Annotated in this window: 18 protein-coding genes and 2 pseudogenes; 11 read left to right on the top strand and 9 right to left on the bottom strand. The window is 49.4% G+C overall.

All coding sequences use genetic code 11. From position 1 onward, the window contains the following. Positions 1-177 precede the first annotated feature (177 nt). Entirely contained in the window at positions 178-3,066 is a 2,889-nt protein-coding gene (locus tag Z042_RS17240; protein ID WP_024913263.1) for a DUF2339 domain-containing protein, read from the top strand. Positions 3,067-3,123: 57 nt separating this feature from the next. On the opposite strand, the gene Z042_RS17235 is transcribed toward Z042_RS17240, so the two are convergent. The 3 genes from Z042_RS17235 to phoP form a co-directional block, all read right to left on the bottom strand. Further along, positions 3,124-4,245 carry a ribosomal protein uL16 3-hydroxylase gene (locus tag Z042_RS17235; RefSeq protein WP_024913264.1) on the bottom strand — a complete coding sequence of 374 codons (1,122 nt, stop codon included), beginning with the start codon at positions 4,243-4,245 and terminating at the stop codon, positions 3,124-3,126. A gap of 80 nt (positions 4,246-4,325) precedes the next feature. Beyond that, positions 4,326-5,792 carry a two-component system sensor histidine kinase PhoQ gene (gene phoQ, locus Z042_RS17230; RefSeq protein ID WP_024913265.1) on the bottom strand — a complete coding sequence of 489 codons (1,467 nt, stop codon included), beginning with the start codon at positions 5,790-5,792 and terminating at the stop codon, positions 4,326-4,328. Next, positions 5,782-6,453: a two-component system response regulator PhoP gene (gene phoP, locus Z042_RS17225; protein ID WP_024913266.1), complete on the bottom strand. Its 672-nt coding sequence runs from the start codon at positions 6,451-6,453 to the stop codon at positions 5,782-5,784. The genes phoQ and phoP overlap by 11 nt, the downstream gene beginning before the upstream one ends. Positions 6,454-6,936: 483 nt before the next feature. On the opposite strand from phoP, the gene Z042_RS17220 reads away from it, so the two are divergent. Then, on the top strand, positions 6,937-7,638 hold the full coding sequence (locus Z042_RS17220; RefSeq protein ID WP_024913267.1) for a GNAT family N-acetyltransferase: 702 nt from the start codon (positions 6,937-6,939) through the stop codon (positions 7,636-7,638). A gap of 168 nt (positions 7,639-7,806) precedes the next feature. On the opposite strand, the gene purB is transcribed toward Z042_RS17220, so the two are convergent. The 5 genes from purB to rluE form a co-directional block, all read right to left on the bottom strand. Next, positions 7,807-9,177 (bottom strand): adenylosuccinate lyase, encoded by a 1,371-nt coding sequence (gene purB / locus Z042_RS17215; RefSeq protein WP_024913268.1) that lies wholly within the window; start codon positions 9,175-9,177, stop codon positions 7,807-7,809. Positions 9,178-9,198: 21 nt separating this feature from the next. Further along, the gene (gene hflD, locus Z042_RS17210) at positions 9,199-9,825 is read right to left on the bottom strand and encodes a high frequency lysogenization protein HflD (RefSeq protein WP_024913269.1); all 627 of its coding nucleotides are present in this window, start codon (positions 9,823-9,825) and stop codon (positions 9,199-9,201) included. Positions 9,826-9,827: 2 nt separating this feature from the next. Then, positions 9,828-10,931 (bottom strand): tRNA 2-thiouridine(34) synthase MnmA, encoded by a 1,104-nt coding sequence (gene mnmA / locus Z042_RS17205; protein ID WP_024913270.1) that lies wholly within the window; start codon positions 10,929-10,931, stop codon positions 9,828-9,830. Between the two features lie 234 nt (positions 10,932-11,165). Next, positions 11,166-11,612 (bottom strand): NUDIX hydrolase, encoded by a 447-nt coding sequence (locus Z042_RS17200; protein WP_024913271.1) that lies wholly within the window; start codon positions 11,610-11,612, stop codon positions 11,166-11,168. 17 nt (positions 11,613-11,629) lie between these two features. After that, a complete protein-coding gene (rluE, locus tag Z042_RS17195; RefSeq protein ID WP_024913272.1) occupies positions 11,630-12,256 on the bottom strand; it encodes a 23S rRNA pseudouridine(2457) synthase RluE in 627 nt (208 codons plus the stop codon). Positions 12,257-12,395: 139 nt separating this feature from the next. On the opposite strand from rluE, the gene icd reads away from it, so the two are divergent. Further along, positions 12,396-13,649 carry an NADP-dependent isocitrate dehydrogenase gene (gene icd / locus Z042_RS17190; RefSeq protein WP_024913273.1) on the top strand — a complete coding sequence of 418 codons (1,254 nt, stop codon included), beginning with the start codon at positions 12,396-12,398 and terminating at the stop codon, positions 13,647-13,649. Positions 13,650-13,734: 85 nt separating this feature from the next. On the opposite strand, the pseudogene Z042_RS17185 reads toward icd, so the two are convergent. Continuing rightward, a pseudogene (locus Z042_RS17185) lies at positions 13,735-14,058 on the bottom strand (tyrosine-type recombinase/integrase); the annotation flags it as partial. Between the two features lie 791 nt (positions 14,059-14,849). Between Z042_RS17185 and Z042_RS17180 the strand changes: the two are divergent. From Z042_RS17180 to Z042_RS17150, 8 genes and pseudogenes are all read left to right on the top strand, one after another. After that, positions 14,850-15,653 carry a S1 family peptidase gene (locus Z042_RS17180; protein WP_024913275.1) on the top strand — a complete coding sequence of 268 codons (804 nt, stop codon included), beginning with the start codon at positions 14,850-14,852 and terminating at the stop codon, positions 15,651-15,653. A gap of 103 nt (positions 15,654-15,756) precedes the next feature. Then, the gene (locus Z042_RS17175) at positions 15,757-16,026 is read left to right on the top strand and encodes a hypothetical protein (RefSeq protein WP_024913276.1); all 270 of its coding nucleotides are present in this window, start codon (positions 15,757-15,759) and stop codon (positions 16,024-16,026) included. Between the two features lie 255 nt (positions 16,027-16,281). Continuing rightward, complete coding sequence (locus tag Z042_RS17170) at positions 16,282-16,659, top strand: putative holin (RefSeq protein ID WP_024913277.1); 378 nt, start codon at positions 16,282-16,284, stop codon at positions 16,657-16,659. Beyond that, positions 16,646-16,942 carry a phage holin family protein gene (locus tag Z042_RS17165; RefSeq protein WP_024913278.1) on the top strand — a complete coding sequence of 99 codons (297 nt, stop codon included), beginning with the start codon at positions 16,646-16,648 and terminating at the stop codon, positions 16,940-16,942. Before Z042_RS17170 ends, Z042_RS17165 begins: the two co-directional genes overlap by 14 nt. 344 nt (positions 16,943-17,286) lie before the next feature. Next, positions 17,287-17,424 (top strand): DUF1799 domain-containing protein, encoded by a 138-nt coding sequence (locus Z042_RS17160; RefSeq protein ID WP_156030382.1) that lies wholly within the window; start codon positions 17,287-17,289, stop codon positions 17,422-17,424. 247 nt (positions 17,425-17,671) lie between these two features. Beyond that, positions 17,672-17,800: a hypothetical protein gene (locus Z042_RS26740; RefSeq protein WP_257720494.1), complete on the top strand. Its 129-nt coding sequence runs from the start codon at positions 17,672-17,674 to the stop codon at positions 17,798-17,800. A gap of 149 nt (positions 17,801-17,949) precedes the next feature. Next, on the top strand, positions 17,950-18,246 hold the full coding sequence (locus Z042_RS17155; protein WP_024913279.1) for a hypothetical protein: 297 nt from the start codon (positions 17,950-17,952) through the stop codon (positions 18,244-18,246). Between the two features lie 299 nt (positions 18,247-18,545). Then, positions 18,546-18,731: pseudogene (locus tag Z042_RS17150) on the top strand (recombinase family protein); the annotation flags it as partial. Between the last annotated feature and the right edge of the window lie 7 nt (positions 18,732-18,738).

Here is an 18,738-nt window from a genome sequence, read left to right as displayed (position 1 = left end):
ACTTAACTCATTATTTTTATAACAAATGCATCTTTATGCAGCAGGCATGAGGGAAACGGCTTAGGCAAGGTTAAATTTGTGCTTCCTTGGTTGGGTAAACTATGGCAGTTTGAAAGGATAATGAACGGACTCTCCAGCAAACCAGACGCAGTTAAATTGTAAGGTGTAGGATTTATAATGGAATATTGGTTTTGGATGTTTTTATTTATTTTCTTGTTTGTCATCTATCTAAAAATCAGTTCGTTATCTGATTCTGTAAAGCACATACATGAAGAGATTAGCAGGCTGCGCAATGAGTTTGCTCAACAGCTACCCGAGCATGTAAGTGTTTCTCATCAAGAAAAGGCTGAATCACCGGAAGAGGCTGAACCACTGTCTCAGGCTACTGAGTTTGACGTAGAGGCTATATGGGCGTTGGTTCGTTCATCATCTCGGGATGATATCCCCATCGAAAAACCAAACCGGGTTGAAGAGATTGCCACCGCCTATGCGGAAAAAGCACAGCAGGCCACACTGGTAGAACCGGATACGGCGAGCAGAGAAGCGCTTGAAGCATGGGATGAAGCCCCCCAAACATCGCAAGAAGCAGAAATAAACTCTGTGCCGGCTGAGGCCGAGAGCCATCCGCCCGTATCTGACGTATGGTCAAAACTGGATAAAGCGCTGTTTTCCTTTAGATCCCCAGAGAGTTTCTGGAAGCGTATTGAGCAGGAATTTGCCGCACGTTGGATGGTGTGGATCGGCGGCGTAATTATGGCGCTCGGTGTGATTTTCCTGCTGAAAGCGGGCAGTGAGCGCGGCCTGTTTGGCCCAACCTTGCGGATCGGTGCTGCCATTGTGCTGAGTGTGCTGATGGTCACCGGAGGGGAGTTGCTCAGGCGCTCTCGTTTTCAATTACCTTTGGCTAATGCGCGTTATATCCCCGCAGCGCTCAGTGGTGCCGGGATTATCGGCCTGTTTGCATCAATGCTAGCGGCTAAATATCTCTACGATATGTTCCCAATGCCGATCCTGATGCTGTTGCTCAGCCTGATTTCCCTTTTGGCGATGGTGCTTTCTCTGTGGCAGGGGCCCTTTATGGCTGCCTTGGGGTTGCTTGGTGCCTATACTGTTCCGTTGTTTGTATCAACCGGCAGCGGTAACGTCACCGGATTGCTGGCTTACCTGTTCCTGGTCAGTGTGGCTTCTATCGGCCTGATGAGCCGTGTCTATCGGCATTGGTTGTGGCTGGGAGCGATGGCTGGTAACTATCTGTGGCTGTTCGCTTCTCTATTCATTGCTACAGACGAACACCAGTTGGCTCGTTCATTATTCTTACTTTCAACCACTTATGGTTTTCTAGCTTGGCCACACCTGGGCTGGGCGTTAAAAAGCAAAATACGCTTTCGCAATAATGACTGGACAAGCTGGCCCTCTGCTTTACAGGACCCGTTGTTAACCGGGCTGGTAGCGGGGGGGTCACTCTTGGCTTTAACGTTAAGTGAAAACCATTCCATGCTGGCCTGGGTGACATTAGTGTTCTCCTGTATCAGCCTGTTACTGATTGCCAAACGTTCGCCCTCATTGGATTTGTTTGTCCCATTGGCGGCGATATTAGCCATTTCTCCCTTTATTAATGCGGGGAGCATTTTTGAATCGGATATTGTCTGGGTAAGCCTGTCATCGCTTGGCGTATTAGCGCTATTTTGTGGGATATACGGCAGTTATCAGGTCATCCGGCCGGTTTACCGTAAGCTGTGGTGGGCGTTGTTGTCGGTATTGGTGCCGATGTATATCGTTGCCAATACCTATTATTTCTGCCGCGAAAGTTTTGACCTGGCTAAGGTTGAATACACCTTGCTGACGGTGTGTCTGGCTATGTATCTTGCTTGGAATTCCTTTAGCGATCTGCACCGTCGTAGTTCAGAACTGTTGCGGACGATCTACCAGATCGCTGCCCAGCTTACGCTGACCTTTGTACTGTTTATCTGTTTCAGCGAAGTGACGTTGACCCTGTTACTCGCAGGTCAGTTGGTATTGCTGGTGCTCTGGCAGCGTTGGCGAAATGTTCCATTGCTGCATTGGATTTTGAAACTGCATGCGATGTTACTGCTGGTTCGCCTGTCACTGAACCCGTATATCCTTGAGTATTCTTCGCCGCTGAGCATGGGATCGGTCGTTATTCCTTGGACGCTGTACGGTTTCGGTATTCCGGTTCTCTGCCTGTGGCTGAGTTCCCGTTGGTTAGTTGTGCAGCGTGGCGAGCATACGGCCAATTGGTTAGCGGCCAATGCGGTTTATCTGTTGGCCTTGTGGATTAACGTTGAATTACGCCACCTGTTGCATGGCAGCTATCATCTGTCTCTGGACTTTGCGTCTCTCACCGATTGCGCATTACACGGGGTGACTTTTGGGGTCATGGCATTGGCTTATGGCTATCGCGAACGGTTGGCGGATTCTCTACAGCGTATATACCGCATAGCGGCTCAAGCCAGCGCTGTTCTGATGTTACTGATGACATTAGCCTGCCTGGTGGTCTTTAATCCCATTTGGTCAGCGCAAAGCGTTGGCAGTTTGCCGTTGTTGAATATGGTGACCGTGGCGTATGCGATCCCGATGCTGCTGCTGGTAGTGGCATTGCGATTCTGGCCGGCTCACTGGCTTGATGTTCGGTTGAAGCCTTATGTTATTGGGGCAGTTGCACTGCTGGGGATGGTGTTTATCACCGTGACCGTGCGCCAGCTTTGGCATGGAGACCGGTTAGACAATATGGTCGTATTCAGCGGTGAACAATACAGTTACTCGTTAGTATGGATGTTGACGGCCATTGGCATGATGTACAGTGCAATACATTGGCCCAACTACAAAGTACGCCGGGCATCCTTGGGGCTGTTGGCGCTCACCATCGTCAAGCTGTTCCTGTGGGATATGTCTGGTCTTGAAGGGCTTTATCGTTCGGTTTCTTTCCTAGGTTTGGGGCTGTGCCTGGTAGCAATTGGCTGGTTCTATCAGAAGTTTGTGGTGATGAAGGAAGTCAGCGAACAAAGTCAGGAAGAATCGGCGGCAGATTCTACACGGAGCGTATAAGACTGCGGGTTTGAGCGGAACGGGAAGGGCGCAGCGAGCTGCGCCCTTATATCGTGATTAGTCGTTAAAATACCAGTAACCGCTGTTGACCAGAGTGGTAAGCAGGGTCAGGAAAGAAGGATCGTTGATGGCTTCGCCCAGCATGGCCGCATCAACGCTGAAATGCTGACACAGCGCATCTGCTGCTTGCAGGTGCTCAGTTTCAATCAGTTCACCATTCACAAAGCATTGTTCACCAACGCGCAGAACGCGTAACCCCCCCAAACGTTGCAATGCCTCCCCTTGTTGCAGTAGGTCGTAGATTTCACCTGCCTGATAGGGAGGTTCTGGTGGAGCCACATCCAGTTCGTGGCGCGATTGCGAAATAAATTCACCGAACCAGTTCTGAAAGTGTTCCGGCTGATGAACCAGTTCCGACATCATCTGGCGTAGAGCATCCACTTCCTGTGGTAATACTTCGGCTGGATGCTCGCGCTGGATGAGATCTGGATCGCTATAACGCAGGCTACCCAGTTCACGCGCCAGGACGTAATCAGCAAAGCCGCTGACCAGTTCGCGCCCGTTAGGCGCACGGAAGCCAACGGAGTAATTGAGCGCATTTTCCAATGCATAACCTTCGTGTGGGAAGCCAGGTGGGATATACAAAATGTCGCCTGGCATCATCTCTTCATCAATGATGGCGTCGAAGGGTTCCACCTGTAGTAAATCCGGATGCGGGCAGTGCTGTTTCATCGGCACTTTTTCACCGACTCGCCAGCGGCGGCGGCCAGTGCCCTGAATAATGAAGACATCGTACTGATCGAGATGCGGGCCTACGCCTCCGCCCGGCACGGAGAACGAAATCATCAGATCGTCCATGCGCCAGTCTGGTAGTGTACGGAACGGGCGCATCAAGGCACTGGAAGGCTCATGCCAGTGATCAACGGCCTGCACCAATAGCGACCAATTATTTTCCCCCAGATGGTCGTAACTTGCGAATGGGCCATGTGCAACCTGCCACCGGCCATCCTGATGGCTGACTAATCGGCTGTCCACTTCACTTTCCATCGCGAGGCCAGCCAGTTCATCTGGGGAAATCGGGTCGATAAAGTTTTTGAAGCCGCGTTTTAGAATCACCGGGCGTTTTTGCCAATAACGTTGCAAAAAATCGCTCCAGTCCAGATCTAATTGATAATCCATTTTTTATTCCAGAAAAGTGTAAGCCTGCAAGGATTATAACGGAAGTTAGGCATCGTAGATCAGGGGCTGAACGACAGAATTCACTCGTAATTGTTAGAATCATGCTGGCGGGCGAAAATGACTTTCACCCGTGTACCTCCGAGCGGGTTATCGCTGATGATAATCTGCCCGTCATACTGCTCAATAATTTCGGCGGCAACCGACAAACCTAACCCTTGGCCTGGGCACAGTGTGTCAACCCGCTGGCCGCGTTGGAAGATGAGTTCACGCTTGCTTTCAGGAATACCCGGGCCATCGTCGTCAATCACAATGGTCAGGTATTTGTCCGAATGCAGTGAGGTGATTTCCACGAACTCCAAACAGTATTTGCAGGCGTTTTCCAGCACGTTGCCCATCACTTCCATAAAGTCGTTTTTTTCCCCCATAAAGATTACTTCAGGGGAGATATCCAGCGTGATAGTAATGCCTTTGCGCTGATAAACCTTATTCAGCGCCGCCGTCAGGCTGTCTAGCAGGGCAGGAACTGAATGGAGCCCACGAGTCAGTACCGGTTGGCCTGAATTGATACTGGCCCGGTGCAGATAATAGCCGATTTGCTGTGAAATACGGCTTATCTGCTCAAGCATGATCGGTTCTGCTTCCTCAATAGTGGTTTGATTGCCTGAGCGCAGCGATCGCAGAGTCGTTTGCAGTACGGCTAACGGGGTTTTCAGGCTGTGGGTCAAATCGGACAGGGTTGTATGATACTTGGTGTAACGTTGCCGTTCATTGCGCACCAGAATATTAAGATTACGTACTAGCCCCTGCAGCTCGTTGGGGGGATTTTCATCCAGTTTCTCGCGTTCGCCGTTTTCCAACTGACCGATCTGGATTACCAGTGCTTTGATCGGCCGCAGGCTCCAATGAGCCGCCAGCCACAGCAGAGGCACTACCAGAAGCAAATTGGCCAACAAGACATAGCTGAACCATTCCCATACCATGTCTGAACGCTGTAGTTCCTGTGGGGTACTGTCAACGACCGCAATGCTTAAGGCAGGCAGGCGCGGAGTGGCGGCATAAGAATTGATCGCTACCGAGTGGGTCAGGGTATTTTTATCGGTGCCATCGTAGTTTTTCAGTTCAATCTGTGCCTTGGAGTTGTTGCCTAGCGCTTCACTGCTGATGTGGGTATCGGTATCAAGTTCATAAAAACCCGATTCTTTCCCCAGCCATTCTTTTTTGATCAGGCTTTCCAATTCCGGCATTTGGCGCTGGCTCCAGAGTAAGTTGCCTTTATTGTCATAGATAAATACCAGCGTGGGTGAGTTGAGAACGAGATCCGGTGGAATGTCGATGGTCAGTTTTTGGTCTTTCCATTGCGCAAGGTTGAAAAACAGATTGCTCTCACTGCGTAGCAGGCGAAAAGAGGTCTTGTCGAAGCTGACGATATAACCCACTATCGCTACCAGCCCATAAGATAACGATAGCGCCAGGATCACGCCCGCGGTTGCCATCAGAAATCGGGCACGTAACGAGAAAGGTTTTCTATCTTTGTGTTTACTTAACATCAAAACGGTAGCCCTGGCCACGCACGGTAGTGATGACGTCAAGTGGGTATTCAGCCTGTAATTTTTTACGCAAACGGCCCATTAGCACATCAATGGTATGACTTTCACGTAGTTCTGCATCCGGGTAAAGTTGCAGCATCAACGAATCCTTACTCACCACTTTACTGGCATTACGGATCAGGGTCTCGATGATGGTGTATTCAAACGCCGTCAGCTTGATTTGCTGCTCATTAACGCTCAGTTCGCGGCGCGAAAGGTCAATCTGGAAGGGGGGAAGTACGATCACCTGTGACGCCAAGCCGCAGTTACGCCGCATCAATGCTTGCATGCGAGCGATGACTTCTTCTAAATGAAAAGGTTTGGTGACGTAATCATCAGCACCGGCTTCCAGCACGGCGACTTTGTCTTGCCAGCTTTCGCGAGCGGTCAGAACCAGAATAGGTAACTTTATCTGGTCAGTGCGCCAGCGGCGAATCAGGCTCAGGCCATCCTCTCCAGGCAGGCCGAGATCGATAATGGCGATATCCGGTGCATGCTCCTGCAAGAAATAGTCGGCTTCTTTGGCATCTTCCGCAGTATCTACCTGATGTCCCATTTCGCGCATTTGCACAGAGAGGTGATGACGTAATAGGCCATTATCTTCAATCACTAAAACTCGCATAACAAACTCCTATAACTAGGTGGGATGAAATTCAGGCCACCTACGCGTAAAAGGTAACGCGTTTTTCAGCACATAAAGGGATAACACAGTGACCTGAATACTCACGCTACGGTAGATATAATCCACTTGGCACAGGGAAATTAGGGTTATCACTTTTTTTATTAAGTTACAATTATCGGCAATCGGTAATAAACGCAGCATAAACGGTTTTAAAACAAATAAAAACCAAACTTAAAAAACATAAAATATGTGAAGTGTAAACAAGAATATTATAACCCGATAATGGCCGTGATAGGCATTCGATTCGGTATTATTGATGTCTGGTTGTGTTCAGTAATTGCCCATCAGTGTATTCTGTAACCGGGGCGACGATCCTGTTAAGTCATTAAATTAATGCTTGAATCTATCCAATCAGGCCATCCTCAAAGCTCGGTGAAAACGCCTGTAGCTTGGCGGTGTCCATAGCAAGGGCGAAAATAGTTTATGGGGATCAATCAATATGGTCAGCCAGTGGGTGAGGCTTTACCCGTATGGCAACCGCGGGTACGGCCAGCAGTGGTAACGTTGACCGGTAAGTTTTGCCGCCTGGAAGCGTTAGATGCCGAGCGAGATTCCGCTGCCTTGTTTAATGCTTACCAGCAGGCGATGGATGACCGTGACTGGACCTATTTAATGGGCGAACGGCCCAGCAATCCAGAGGCAATGCGCGAGTCTCTGGCAAAGATACAAACCAACCCTGAGTGGGTAGGATTGGTGGTGATCGATTCACCTAGCCAAGTGCCAGTAGGAACGGTAGCTTTTATGCGCATTGAAGAGGCAAGTGGTGTGCTGGAAATTGGGCACGTCAACTGGTCGCCACTGATGAAGCAGCGTTCCTGTGCTACAGAGGCTATTTATCTGATGTTGCGTCACGCATTCGATGAGTTAGGTTATCGCCGCTGTGAATGGAAATGCGACAGCCTGAATGCCCCATCCCGGCAGGCTGCATTGCGCTTTGGTTTCACTTATGAGGGCCGGTTTTTAAAAGCACTGGTGACTAAGGGGCGCAATAGGGATACCGACTGGTTCGCGATGACGGAAGACAGTTGGCCAGCGGTGCGTATCGCGTTTGAGCAATGGTTAGATGACAGGAACTTTACTGCGCTCGGGCAGCAAAAACAGCGGTTACAGGATTTTATGCCGTAAAGAACAAGGCGGCTAGGAAGCCTGATGCCTCATGTTGCCGGTATACGCAGGAAGAACTGACCTAGTTAGCTGTAAGCACGCCAGGTCAGTTTAAAGATGATTGCCCCGAAGGAGAGGGAGCGGGGGGATTAACCGATCGGTATTAGACCGAGAGGCATTACCGCGAGCTTATTTTAACTCATCAACCATAGTGGTTGCTCGGCCAATGTAATTGGCTGGGGTCATGGTTTTCAGCCGGACTTTTTCGTGTTCCGGTAGCTCCAAACTGTCGATAAACGCCTGCATCCCGGTGGCGTCCACGCGTTTACCTCGGGTCAGCTCTTTCAGTTTTTCGTAAGGCTTTTCGATGCCGTAACGGCGCATTACCGTCTGGATAGGTTCAGCCAGCACTTCCCAGTTATGATCCAGTTCATCCAGCAGATGGGCCTGGTTCACTTCCAGCTTGCTGATGCCTTTCAGGGTGGCCTGATAGGCAATCAATGCATAACCCAAGCCAACGCCCAAGTTGCGCAGCACTGTGGAGTCGGTCAGGTCACGCTGCCAGCGGGAAACCGGCAACTTGCTTGCCAGATGGCCCATCACGGCGTTGGCTAGGCCCAAATTACCTTCGGAGTTTTCGAAGTCGATCGGGTTGACTTTGTGCGGCATGGTAGAAGAACCAATTTCACCGGCAACGGTTTTCTGCTTGAAGTGATTGAGGGCGATGTAACCCCAGATATCACGATCGAAATCGATCAAAATGGTGTTAAAACGCGCCATACAGTCAAACAGTTCAGCAATGTAATCGTGCGGTTCGATCTGAGTGGTATATGGGTTCCAGGTAACGCCCAGTGCTGTCACAAACTCTTCGCTAAAACGATGCCAGTCCACTTCTGGATAGGCTACGATGTGGGCGTTATAGTTACCGACGGCGCCGTTGATTTTGCCGAGGATTTCAACGCGCTCCAACTGACGGAACTGGCGCTCCATACGGTAAGCCACGTTGGCGAATTCTTTACCGACGGTAGACGGCGTTGCTGGCTGACCATGGGTGCGAGACAACAGCGGGATATCGCGGTATTCCAGCGCCAACCCTTTAATCGCATCAATAAGTTTGCGCCAGAACGGCAGCACCACCTCTTGACGCGCCGTGTGCAGCATCAGCGCATGTGACAGGTTGTTGATGTCCTCGGAAGTACAGGCGAAGTGGATAAACTCTGACACTGCATGTAAAGCAGGCACTGCCGCTACTTTTTCTTTCAGGAAGTATTCAACCGCTTTCACATCGTGATTGGTGGTGCGTTCAATCATTTTGATGCGCTGTGCGTCTTGTTCGCTGAACTCGGCGACGATCCGATCAAGGAAAGCGTTTGCGTCGGCATCAAAAGCGGGAACTTCTGGGATTGCTGTGCAGGCGGCCAGTTTTTGCAGCCAACGTACTTCAACCTGCACGCGGAATTTCAGCAGACCGTATTCGCTGAAAATGGTGCGCAGTGCGCTGACTTTATCACCATAGCGACCGTCAACGGGTGAAACGGCGGTCAGTGAGGATAATTCCATGGGTAGCAACTCCTGGGAAAATTAACAATGAGCAACGATATCTTGCGCCTGTTTGAACAGACGATTACGAGAAAACATTAATTGCAGACGGCTGCCACCGACCTGCTGCCACAACACCGCAGCGCGGATGCCCGCCAGCAATGTGGCACGCACCTTGGCCTGCACTTGTGGATTTTGCAGAATAGCAGGTGAACCGGTGACCTGAATACGTGGCCCCAGTGGCGCAACCACATCAACATAAATACCGGCCAGCGCGCTAATGATGGTGTCTGATTCCAGCTCGAAATGTGCCAGCTGGCGTTCCAGCTGGCTCAAACGTTCACCGAGCGTACTCATCGCCGATTTATTGGCGTGCAGTTTGCGTTCCAGCACCATCAGGCTGATGGTGTAACGGGTCAGTTCAGCGGCCGGGCCTTTATTATTGGCATTGAGCACGCCCATTAGCGTTTCAAGGCCGATTTTCAGGTTACGCTCTTCGCCACCAAAGACGGCCAACGTAGAAGGCGGGTTCATCTGCAACAGGCTGTTTAGCGAGGTATAAAGTGCTTCACGCTCGGCTTGCCCTTCGTGCGCCAACTGTTGCACCAAGCGCGCTGATTGGCTAATTCCGGCCATAGCCAACGTGATGTCGTAATAATTCTTCGCCACAGTTACTCCTGTAAACGCTGTTCGATAATGCCACCGCCCAGGCAGATATCGCCCAGGTAAAATACGGCAGACTGGCCTGGGGTGACGGCAGCAACCGGCTCGTCAAAATGCACTTCAATACGTTCTGCGCTGAGTGGCGTTACGGTGCAGGGAATATCTTGTTGGCGATAACGAGTTTTCACTGTGCAACGCAACGTTTCCGTTAATGGTAGGCGATCAACCCAATGTAATTGTTGGGCGATCAGGCCCGTGGACATCAGGCGCGGGTGATCGTGGCCTTGAGCGACGATCAGGATATTGTTGGCAACGTCTTTATCCACCACATACCACGGGTCTTCGCTACTGTCTTTCATCCCGCCGATGCCCAGCCCTTTACGCTGACCCAGAGTGTGGTACATCAACCCCTGGTGTTCACCAATAGTCTGGCCTTCTACGGTGACGATTGGGCCTGGCTGTGCGGGCAGGTAACGGCCAAGGAAATCGCGGAATTTACGTTCACCGATAAAACAGATCCCGGTGGAGTCTTTTTTCTTTGCGGTGACCAGATTCAATTGTTCCGCAATGTGGCGCACCTGCGGTTTCTCTAACTCACCTACGGGGAATAAACTTTGCGCCACTTGTTGGTGGCTGAGGGTGTAGAGGAAATAACTTTGGTCTTTGTTGCCGTCAATGCCGCGCAGCAGGCGGCTTTTGCCGTCAACGTCATGGCGGCGCACGTAATGGCCGGTGGCGATGTAGTCTGCGCCCAGGTCTTCTGCGGCAAACTCCAAGAATGCTTTGAATTTGATCTCTTTATTACACAGGATGTCTGGGTTGGGCGTGCGGCCTGCTTTATATTCTTCGAGGAACAGTTCGAACACGTTATCCCAATATTCGGCGGCAAAGTTCACCGTGTGCAATTCAATGCCAAGTTTATCGCAGACCGCCTGTGCATCGGCCAAATCGGTGGCGGCTGAGCAGTATTCCTCGTCATCGTCTTCTTCCCAGTTCTTCATAAACAGCCCAGCAACCTGGTAACCCTGTTGCTGTAACAGATAGGCAGTAACGGAAGAGTCGACACCGCCGGACATCCCGACGATTACTTTTTTCTGGTTGTTGTCTGACATGGGGATCTCACGAACTTGAACATAGACAGTGCGATAAAAACAAGCGCGGTACTTTACCACGTTGGCCGCCTGCGCGCACGGCACTTATACCCTTATTACTTGAAGCTGCTGTGCTGTTGGCTGCGGGCAATTACTCGCTCCTCGGGGCCGCTGTAAGCAGCGTGCAACTCTGCTCCTGGGGAGTACGCCCTTGCCGATTAGCAGCAACTCCAAGTGATTTGGGTATATATGCCGTCAAAATGGCCAGTTGAAGCTGGCAACTAACGATAAAGGATAACGCTCAGATTGTTGATAACAGCGAATGCTCTCGGCAACCAGCGGGGATCGCAGGTTACTGGCCGCAAAAATTTGTTCAGCCGTTAGCCACAGGCAGCGATCGATATCGCTGTCGTGAGGTGCAGTAGGTAACGGTTTTTCCAACTCAATCGCAAAGCTGAAGCGCAGAAACGGCGTGTTATCCGGCGCGATCCACTGGTGCATGCGCAGAAAAGCGAGCGGCGTGGCGTGAATGCCGGTTTCTTCCCATAATTCGCGTTCGGCGGCCTGAACCAGTGTTTCATTGGCTTCCAGGTGGCCTGCGGGTTGGTTCCACAGGGCTTTATGAGCGATGGTTTCTTCAACGATCAAGTATTTACCGGCGGCATGCACTACACAGGCGACGGTGACGTGCGGTTTGAACATGGTGGCTCCTCTAGCGGTTACAGCGAATCAAGCGATTGCCATTCGCCGGGCTGTAAAGTGCCCAAAGAAAGATTTCCCATACTGTAGCGAATCAGGCGCAGGGTAGGGAAGCCGATATGCGCCGTCATACGCCGCACCTGGCGGTTGCGGCCTTCATATAAGGTGATTTTCAACCAGCAGGTCGGGATGGATTTACGCTCACGGATTGGTGGGATGCGTGGCCATAACCATTGAGGTTCATCTACTTGCTCTATGCCAGCGGGTAATGTTGGGCCGTCTTTTAGCGTGACCCCATTACGCAGCCGAAGTAAATCGCTTTCCTGCGGTTTGCCTTCTACCTGCACGTAATACACTTTGCCGATCCGTTTACCGGGTTGTGTCAACTGTGCCTGCAATTTGCCATCATTGGTCAGCACCAGTAACCCTTCGCTGTCGCGGTCCAGTCTCCCAGCAGCATAAACGTCGGTAAAAGGAATAAATTTTTTCAGGGTAGTGCGCCCGGTTTCGTCGGTAAACTGTGGCAATACATCAAAAGGCTTGTTGAATAACACCACCCGTCGCGCCCCCTGCGGTGCGCTTCGAGCGGCAGGCTGGTTTGGGCTGAATCGTTTAACTTGGTGATTTTTAACAGAGAATCTATTCATGGTCGTTGATATTACGGATGATAAGCGCATTATAGCCGAATCCGTTTCGGATTGGCGCGGGCTGAATATTCAAGTAGTATTGACACGCATCTTACAAAGCATTAACAAAAATTGCGCTTGAAGAATGAAGGAGAGGTTGATGGAAAGCAAAGTAGTTGTTCCGGCAGAAGGTAAAAAAATTACGGTTGATGCCCAGGGTAAACTGGTTGTTCCGCATAACCCCATTATCCCGTTTATTGAAGGTGACGGTATTGGCGTTGATGTTACCCCTGCTATGATTCACGTGGTTGATGCAGCAGTAAAAAAAGCCTACCACGGCGAACGTAAAATCTCCTGGATGGAGATTTATACCGGTGAGAAATCCACCCACGTATACGGTAAAGACGTGTGGCTGCCGGACGAAACACTGAGTCTTATCCGTGACTACCGCGTTGCTATCAAAGGCCCGCTGACCACTCCGGTTGGTGGCGGTATCCGCTCCCTGAACGTTGCCCTGCGCCAGCAGCTTGATCTGTATGTGTGCCTGCGCCCGGTGCGTTACTACCAAGGTACTCCAAGCCCGGTAAAACAGCCTGAGCTGACCGATATGGTGATCTTCCGTGAAAATGCTGAAGACATTTACGCTGGTATCGAATGGAAAGCCGGTTCAGCGGAAGCGGATAAAGTGATCAAATTCCTGCGTGAAGAAATGGGCGTGAAGAAAATCCGCTTCCCAGAGCAGTGTGGGATTGGCGTGAAGCCCTGTTCAGAAGAAGGCACCAAGCGCCTGGTGCGTGCGGCGATCGAATACGCCATCACCAACGATCGCGATTCTGTAACGCTGGTTCATAAAGGCAACATCATGAAGTTCACCGAAGGTGCCTTCAAGGATTGGGGTTACGAGCTGGCGCGTGAAGAGTTTGGCGGTGAACTGATCGACGGTGGCCCATGGTTGAAAATCAAGAACCCGAAAACTGGCAAAGAGATCGTGGTTAAAGACGTGATCGCTGATGCATTCTTGCAGCAAATCCTGCTGCGCCCGGCGGAATACGACGTCATTGCCTGTATGAACCTCAACGGTGACTACATTTCTGATGCCCTGGCCGCACAGGTTGGTGGTATCGGTATTGCTCCAGGCGCCAACATCGGTGACGATTGTGCACTGTTCGAAGCCACTCACGGCACGGCACCTAAGTATGCGGGCCAGGATAAAGTGAACCCGGGTTCCGTGATCCTGTCGGCTGAAATGATGCTGCGTCATATGGGCTGGTTCGAAGCGGCCGACCTGATTGTTAAGGGCATGGAAGGCGCTATCGCTGCCAAGACCGTAACCTATGACTTCGAACGCCTGATGGAAGGCGCTAAGCTGCTGAAATGTTCAGAGTTTGGTGACGCTATCGTTAAACACATGTAAGTGCGTTTTAGCGCTGAATGATTACGGGAGCTTATGGCTCCCGTTTTTTATTATTCAATATGCAACGGTTATCAAAACCCGCTACTTAAACCGCAATTGTTATCCAGTCTTTCCCTCGATCATCATTGTAACGATCAGTTTGTTTCTGTGACTTATGGCCAAGAAGTAGCCGTGTATTGACGCCTTGCTCTCTGTATAAGCGTTCGGCGAGGGAGCGCTGTTCATGAAGTGTTGCTGGCGTTCCCGATCCCCAGTCGATGTTTGCGAGATCCCTGGCTTTACTGAAATTGGTGGTTAACGTGTTTGCAGATACTTGTGCCCCACGCTCCGCCATGGAGGTGCCACGAAAGTAGTGAACTAGGTACTGGCTGGCTACATGATCCCGGCAGCGAGCTACCACATTGCGCAATCAAAATAATTTCCATCCGTTATCAATTTGTTTAATACAGTTATGTAGAATTAAGGTCCCGACTCAGCGCATACCTAACCCTCTGGAGCCATTTATCCTGTAAATTAGGTATAAGTTGCCGGTGGCTGCACCAAGTCGGGAATCTCCTCTACATTTCCCATAAGCTTGTGACAGGCAGAGATGGCGTCCTGATTCATGGGGTTGAATTTTCATCAACGGCAAATGATAGGGTTAAGTCTGCAGGGGATGTGGCTCGCCAAGTTGTATTATTAATTTGGCCAACACTTATAGACATAGAGAGAATCGCCAAACTGGTCAACGGATTGAATGAAATTGTTGTTGTAGAACACTATGCTTTTGGCGATGGACTAGCACGGTGGCAAAAATAGTACAAAGCAAAAATAATTTAGCCATAAACTATTATGGTAGGTCTAATCCAATAAGAGCCTCGGCATAGCCCGGGGCTTTTTCATTATGGGCTCACTTCGGTGAGCTTTTTTATTCGTACTGCCACGATCGTTTAGAGAAAACGGCAGCGCAAAGGGGATTTACATGCCCCAGATAAACCCGGCGCGAAATAAGTCAGGGCTACAATTTGATTCTGCGATAACTGCGGTTGGTCGCCCCGTAGCAGTAAGTGGGAGAATTCAGGGCTGTGCTATTGCGTGGAATTTTTCTTAAGCTACCCCACTAAAATATTCAACCACCACGCATACCTTCTATGACAAAGTGAGTATGGGTTGCGGGTATCTATCTTCATTTTTTAAAAGGTTACTAAAAAGAGGTTTATTATGAGTGGGATAAAGTTTAAAAGGTTAGTAGCAATAGGTATGGGTTTATTGTTGACATCGGCATCGGCAATATCTGATGTTAAAATTGAGAACGGTGAACCGACAGCACCCGGGGAATTTCCGTTTTATTCTGCCTTGAACACAGGTAATGGTGATATTTCCGGTCATCGATGTGGTGGCGCAATAATTAATGAGCGGTGGATCATTACGGCTGCACATTGCGTTGACACTTTGACCGTTAAACCTAAAGTACTTGTTGGCCTAGAGAAGTATAAACCTACGCCTATTTATCATAAGATGGCGGACGTTGAAGAAGTGACTATCCACCCTAAGTGGTGGGCAACAGCTGGACAGAGAGCAAGAGGGCAGTATGATATTGCGCTGCTTAAATTGAGTGAGCCTGTACAAGGGGTGAGGTATGCAAAGCTAAATGGTATCAATGAATCAATACCATTACCGCCAGGAACTAAGATGGTGGTTGCTGGTTTTGGCATGACAGAAAATAATGTTACCCCGGATGTTTTGCTGAAAACCGACATAGCGGTGATGGAGGACAAGAAGTGCATTGATGTGCCACCCGGTTATCCTCCGACATTCTACGATCCTAAGAGTAACATTTGTGCTGGAAATTCAGCGGGTGGCGTTAAAGGTGGCGATTCTGGAGGCCCTTTGATGGTGAAAAATACATCAGGTGAATATGTAGTTTCAGGATTAGTATCCAGGTCGTTAATGCCGCCAGCAGAGCAATATACGCGCGTCTCTTTTTTCCACGATTGGATTAAAGAAGTTATCTCTACACAGTAATGGAGATATTTTCATCCTGGCAACCATTTCAGGCTGAGCATATTATGTGGCCTTTTATTTTTATTGGCTCACAGCTTGGGGAAATGAACCAAGAGGAATTATCATGGCAACAAAAGGTGCTCGTCCTGTTCAAGAGATCTATCAGTTTTCACCTGTGGAATCAGAAATTATTCCAGAGGGGATCGAACATTGGGATAACGAAAAATTCTATATAGTAATGAGTGAGAAAGGGGCTGTTGTTGATGTTAGTAACATGCGTCAGACACAAAGTATCAATAAAGAAAATCTAAAATATCCAGTAAAAATTGACGTGGTTTCACAGTATGAAGGGAGCTATTTAAGGTTTAAATATGGTAATGGCACCTATATATAATCTCCATGGCCGTGATGCTAATAATCAACAACCAATCTTTATTAAACCAGGCGAGCGTTTGATTCTTGAGCTAATTCCAAGCTATGGCGGCGGTGTCATGGTGAAGGTGTTATACGTTACAGAATATTACCGGAGTGCGCTGGGTCCTTATTGTTAAGGTCAAACCATATTTTATTTAAGGCTCACTTCTGTGGGCCTTTTTCATAACGACCGCCCAGCGTTCGCTGAGCGAACAAGGAAAACAAAGGAGTAAAAATGGTAGAGCCTGTTACCACCACGACAACTGTGGCTGGCGGAGCAGTAACAGGGGTTGCAATCATGACGTTCTTTGCTGGGTTACCCGCTGACGTTGTACTGGGCGCTTTTGCTGGCGCGATCCTGTTTGTTGTTTCCGCCTCAGAGTATGGCATTCGTTCCCGCGTGATTCTGGCGATCGGCAGCTTCACCGCTGGGCTGACGATGTACAAGCCGGCAGCGGCCTGGATTGTTGATTTCCTGCCAGTTGGTTACGACCAGGGAGCAGATGCGGCTGGGGCTTTAATCGCAGCGGGTTGTGTTATCCGCCTGCTGATGATGATCAACAGCGGTGGCGGATTCCTGAAGAAGAAAGGGAGCAGCGATGATAACTCATGACCCCGAAACGTTAATCAATGCTGTTATTTGTGCAGTGACCGCCATCCGTCTGCTGACATTCCGCCGCGATGGTGGTGAGTATGTGCGCTGGGGGGCTTACCTTGCTTATTGCTTGATACTGGCAACCGGCTCTGTGGCGATCCGTATCGCACTGGGGGCGTATGAAGGCACGACTGACCCGGCAGAATTGTTTATCAACACAGTGCTGTGTGTGATGGTGCTGCGCACAAAAGGTAACGTAGTGCAGTTGTTCAAATCCAGTAAGGGGAAAGGCAATGTGTAGCGTCAAAGTAAGCCAGCGCGGTATAGACCTGATAAAGCAGTTCGAAGGATGCAGGCTATCGTTTTAATCAAATCCGGTTGGCAGCGGTGCTAGCTCCCTCACGAAAAATCCCGCAGCATGACGTTCTACAAAGACAAATAATTTCTAAGGGGCGCTGTTCTAAGCCCCATTTCTAAAGGTATCGATGATATGACTGCTCAATTTACCCTGATCTCTCCGAAGAAGAACTCGCCGCATTCGGGTTAACGCTTGAGGATGTGGAACCTGGCCCAGTGGAGGTCTGGCCTTGTGTCTGGCCCACATTTCAAGCCTTCCGAGCCATAGCCACATAATGGCGTACCGGCATGTGCGGTATAACAGGGCTGGATTACAACTGCCTGCCGTGGGTAATGAAATTGTACGGCGTAGAGAGCGGGGCAACCGCATTAACTGATATTCAGGTCATGGAAGCGGCTGCGTTGGCCGTTATACATAAAAAATGAGGTAGGTGTATTAAAGTAAGCTGAATTATTGTCTAGCGGATGCATTTATTCTTCAAACGCACAGTTTGTCATCAGGCTGTGCGTTTTAATTTTGCTACGTTAGCTTGTCCAGTTGCCTCTGCACCCATCCCTAAGAGGATAGATAAACGCTACAGTTTCTGTTCTCTGAAGCACACCCCGCAAGTATGTTTCTTTTTTATAAAAGCACTTGATAGATATAGAGAGCTGCCCTTGTGGTATGGCCGAGATGAGTGTGAATTTCGCTGTTGTTCCTGCTAAGTCAGTCGCTGCCTTTACAGGAGCGGAAGCCGCGATTAATAAAAATAATGCAGCAATTGCTGATGATAATATTCTCATGGTTATAGGGACCTTATAGGGTTTCTGTGATGACTTCTGGGCTAGGTAACCACAGTAAGATCATATTATCAATGGCGAGGTTTCTGTTCGTTAACTCATTCATGAATAAAAGGATTTTTCTTTAATTTATTATGGTTTTATCTTGGTTTTTTTATTTTAAGGTGAGTATTGGCTGTATTTTTTCCTTTTGAAAGACTCAATAGCATAGAGAATAAACTGTCGAGACTTAACGCAAAGGGGTTGGTTGAGCCAGATACTTTCGCGGAAGCGTCCAAGACCATTCAGGAAACACGCCTTCAATTGGAGAGGGCTGCGGCTGTCAGAGTGGAGGAGGGGAAAGCAGTAGCTGCTACAGAGCAACAAGAAAGAAGTGCAACAGCGGCAAAAGATACATTTCTATCGAAACATTTGAAGGTAGAGCATATTAGCGACGAAGTGGTCGTAATTATCGAACTTGGCAGTTAGTACGCTCTCGTCTGCATCAGACAAAGGGTTGAGTGCGGCTTTTATAAGACTCCGCGATATCTCCAACCGGAGAGCCCTACTATACTTTTCCATCTGTTATCTGCTTATGCATAAACACAGACAATAGGCCGAAAATAGGTGACGCCGTTACGTTATGATTTGTCAGTTTTATGTATACCCTAACCTGACGTCAGGCCTGATAGTAAAAAACTGTCAGAATAAAGTTACTCTATATATTAATTGACACAAAGAATGAAAGGTCATAGATTATTTCTTGACACATTCAGTATTGGAGACGTATGAAAGGTCAACGTATTGGTTATATCCGGGTAAGTAGCTTTGACCAGAATCCTGAACGGCAACTGGATCAGACTCGGGTGGATAAAGTCTTCGTCGATAAAGCATCGGGTAAAGATACTCAGCGGCCAGAGCTGGATTCACTGTTGTCATTCGTGCGCGATGGAGACACCGTGGTGGTTCATAGTAGAGGGG

Source organism: Chania multitudinisentens RB-25, assembly GCF_000520015.2.
Lineage (GTDB): Bacteria > Pseudomonadota > Gammaproteobacteria > Enterobacterales > Enterobacteriaceae > Chania > Chania multitudinisentens.
This window is presented reverse-complemented; position numbering and strand designations above follow the sequence as displayed.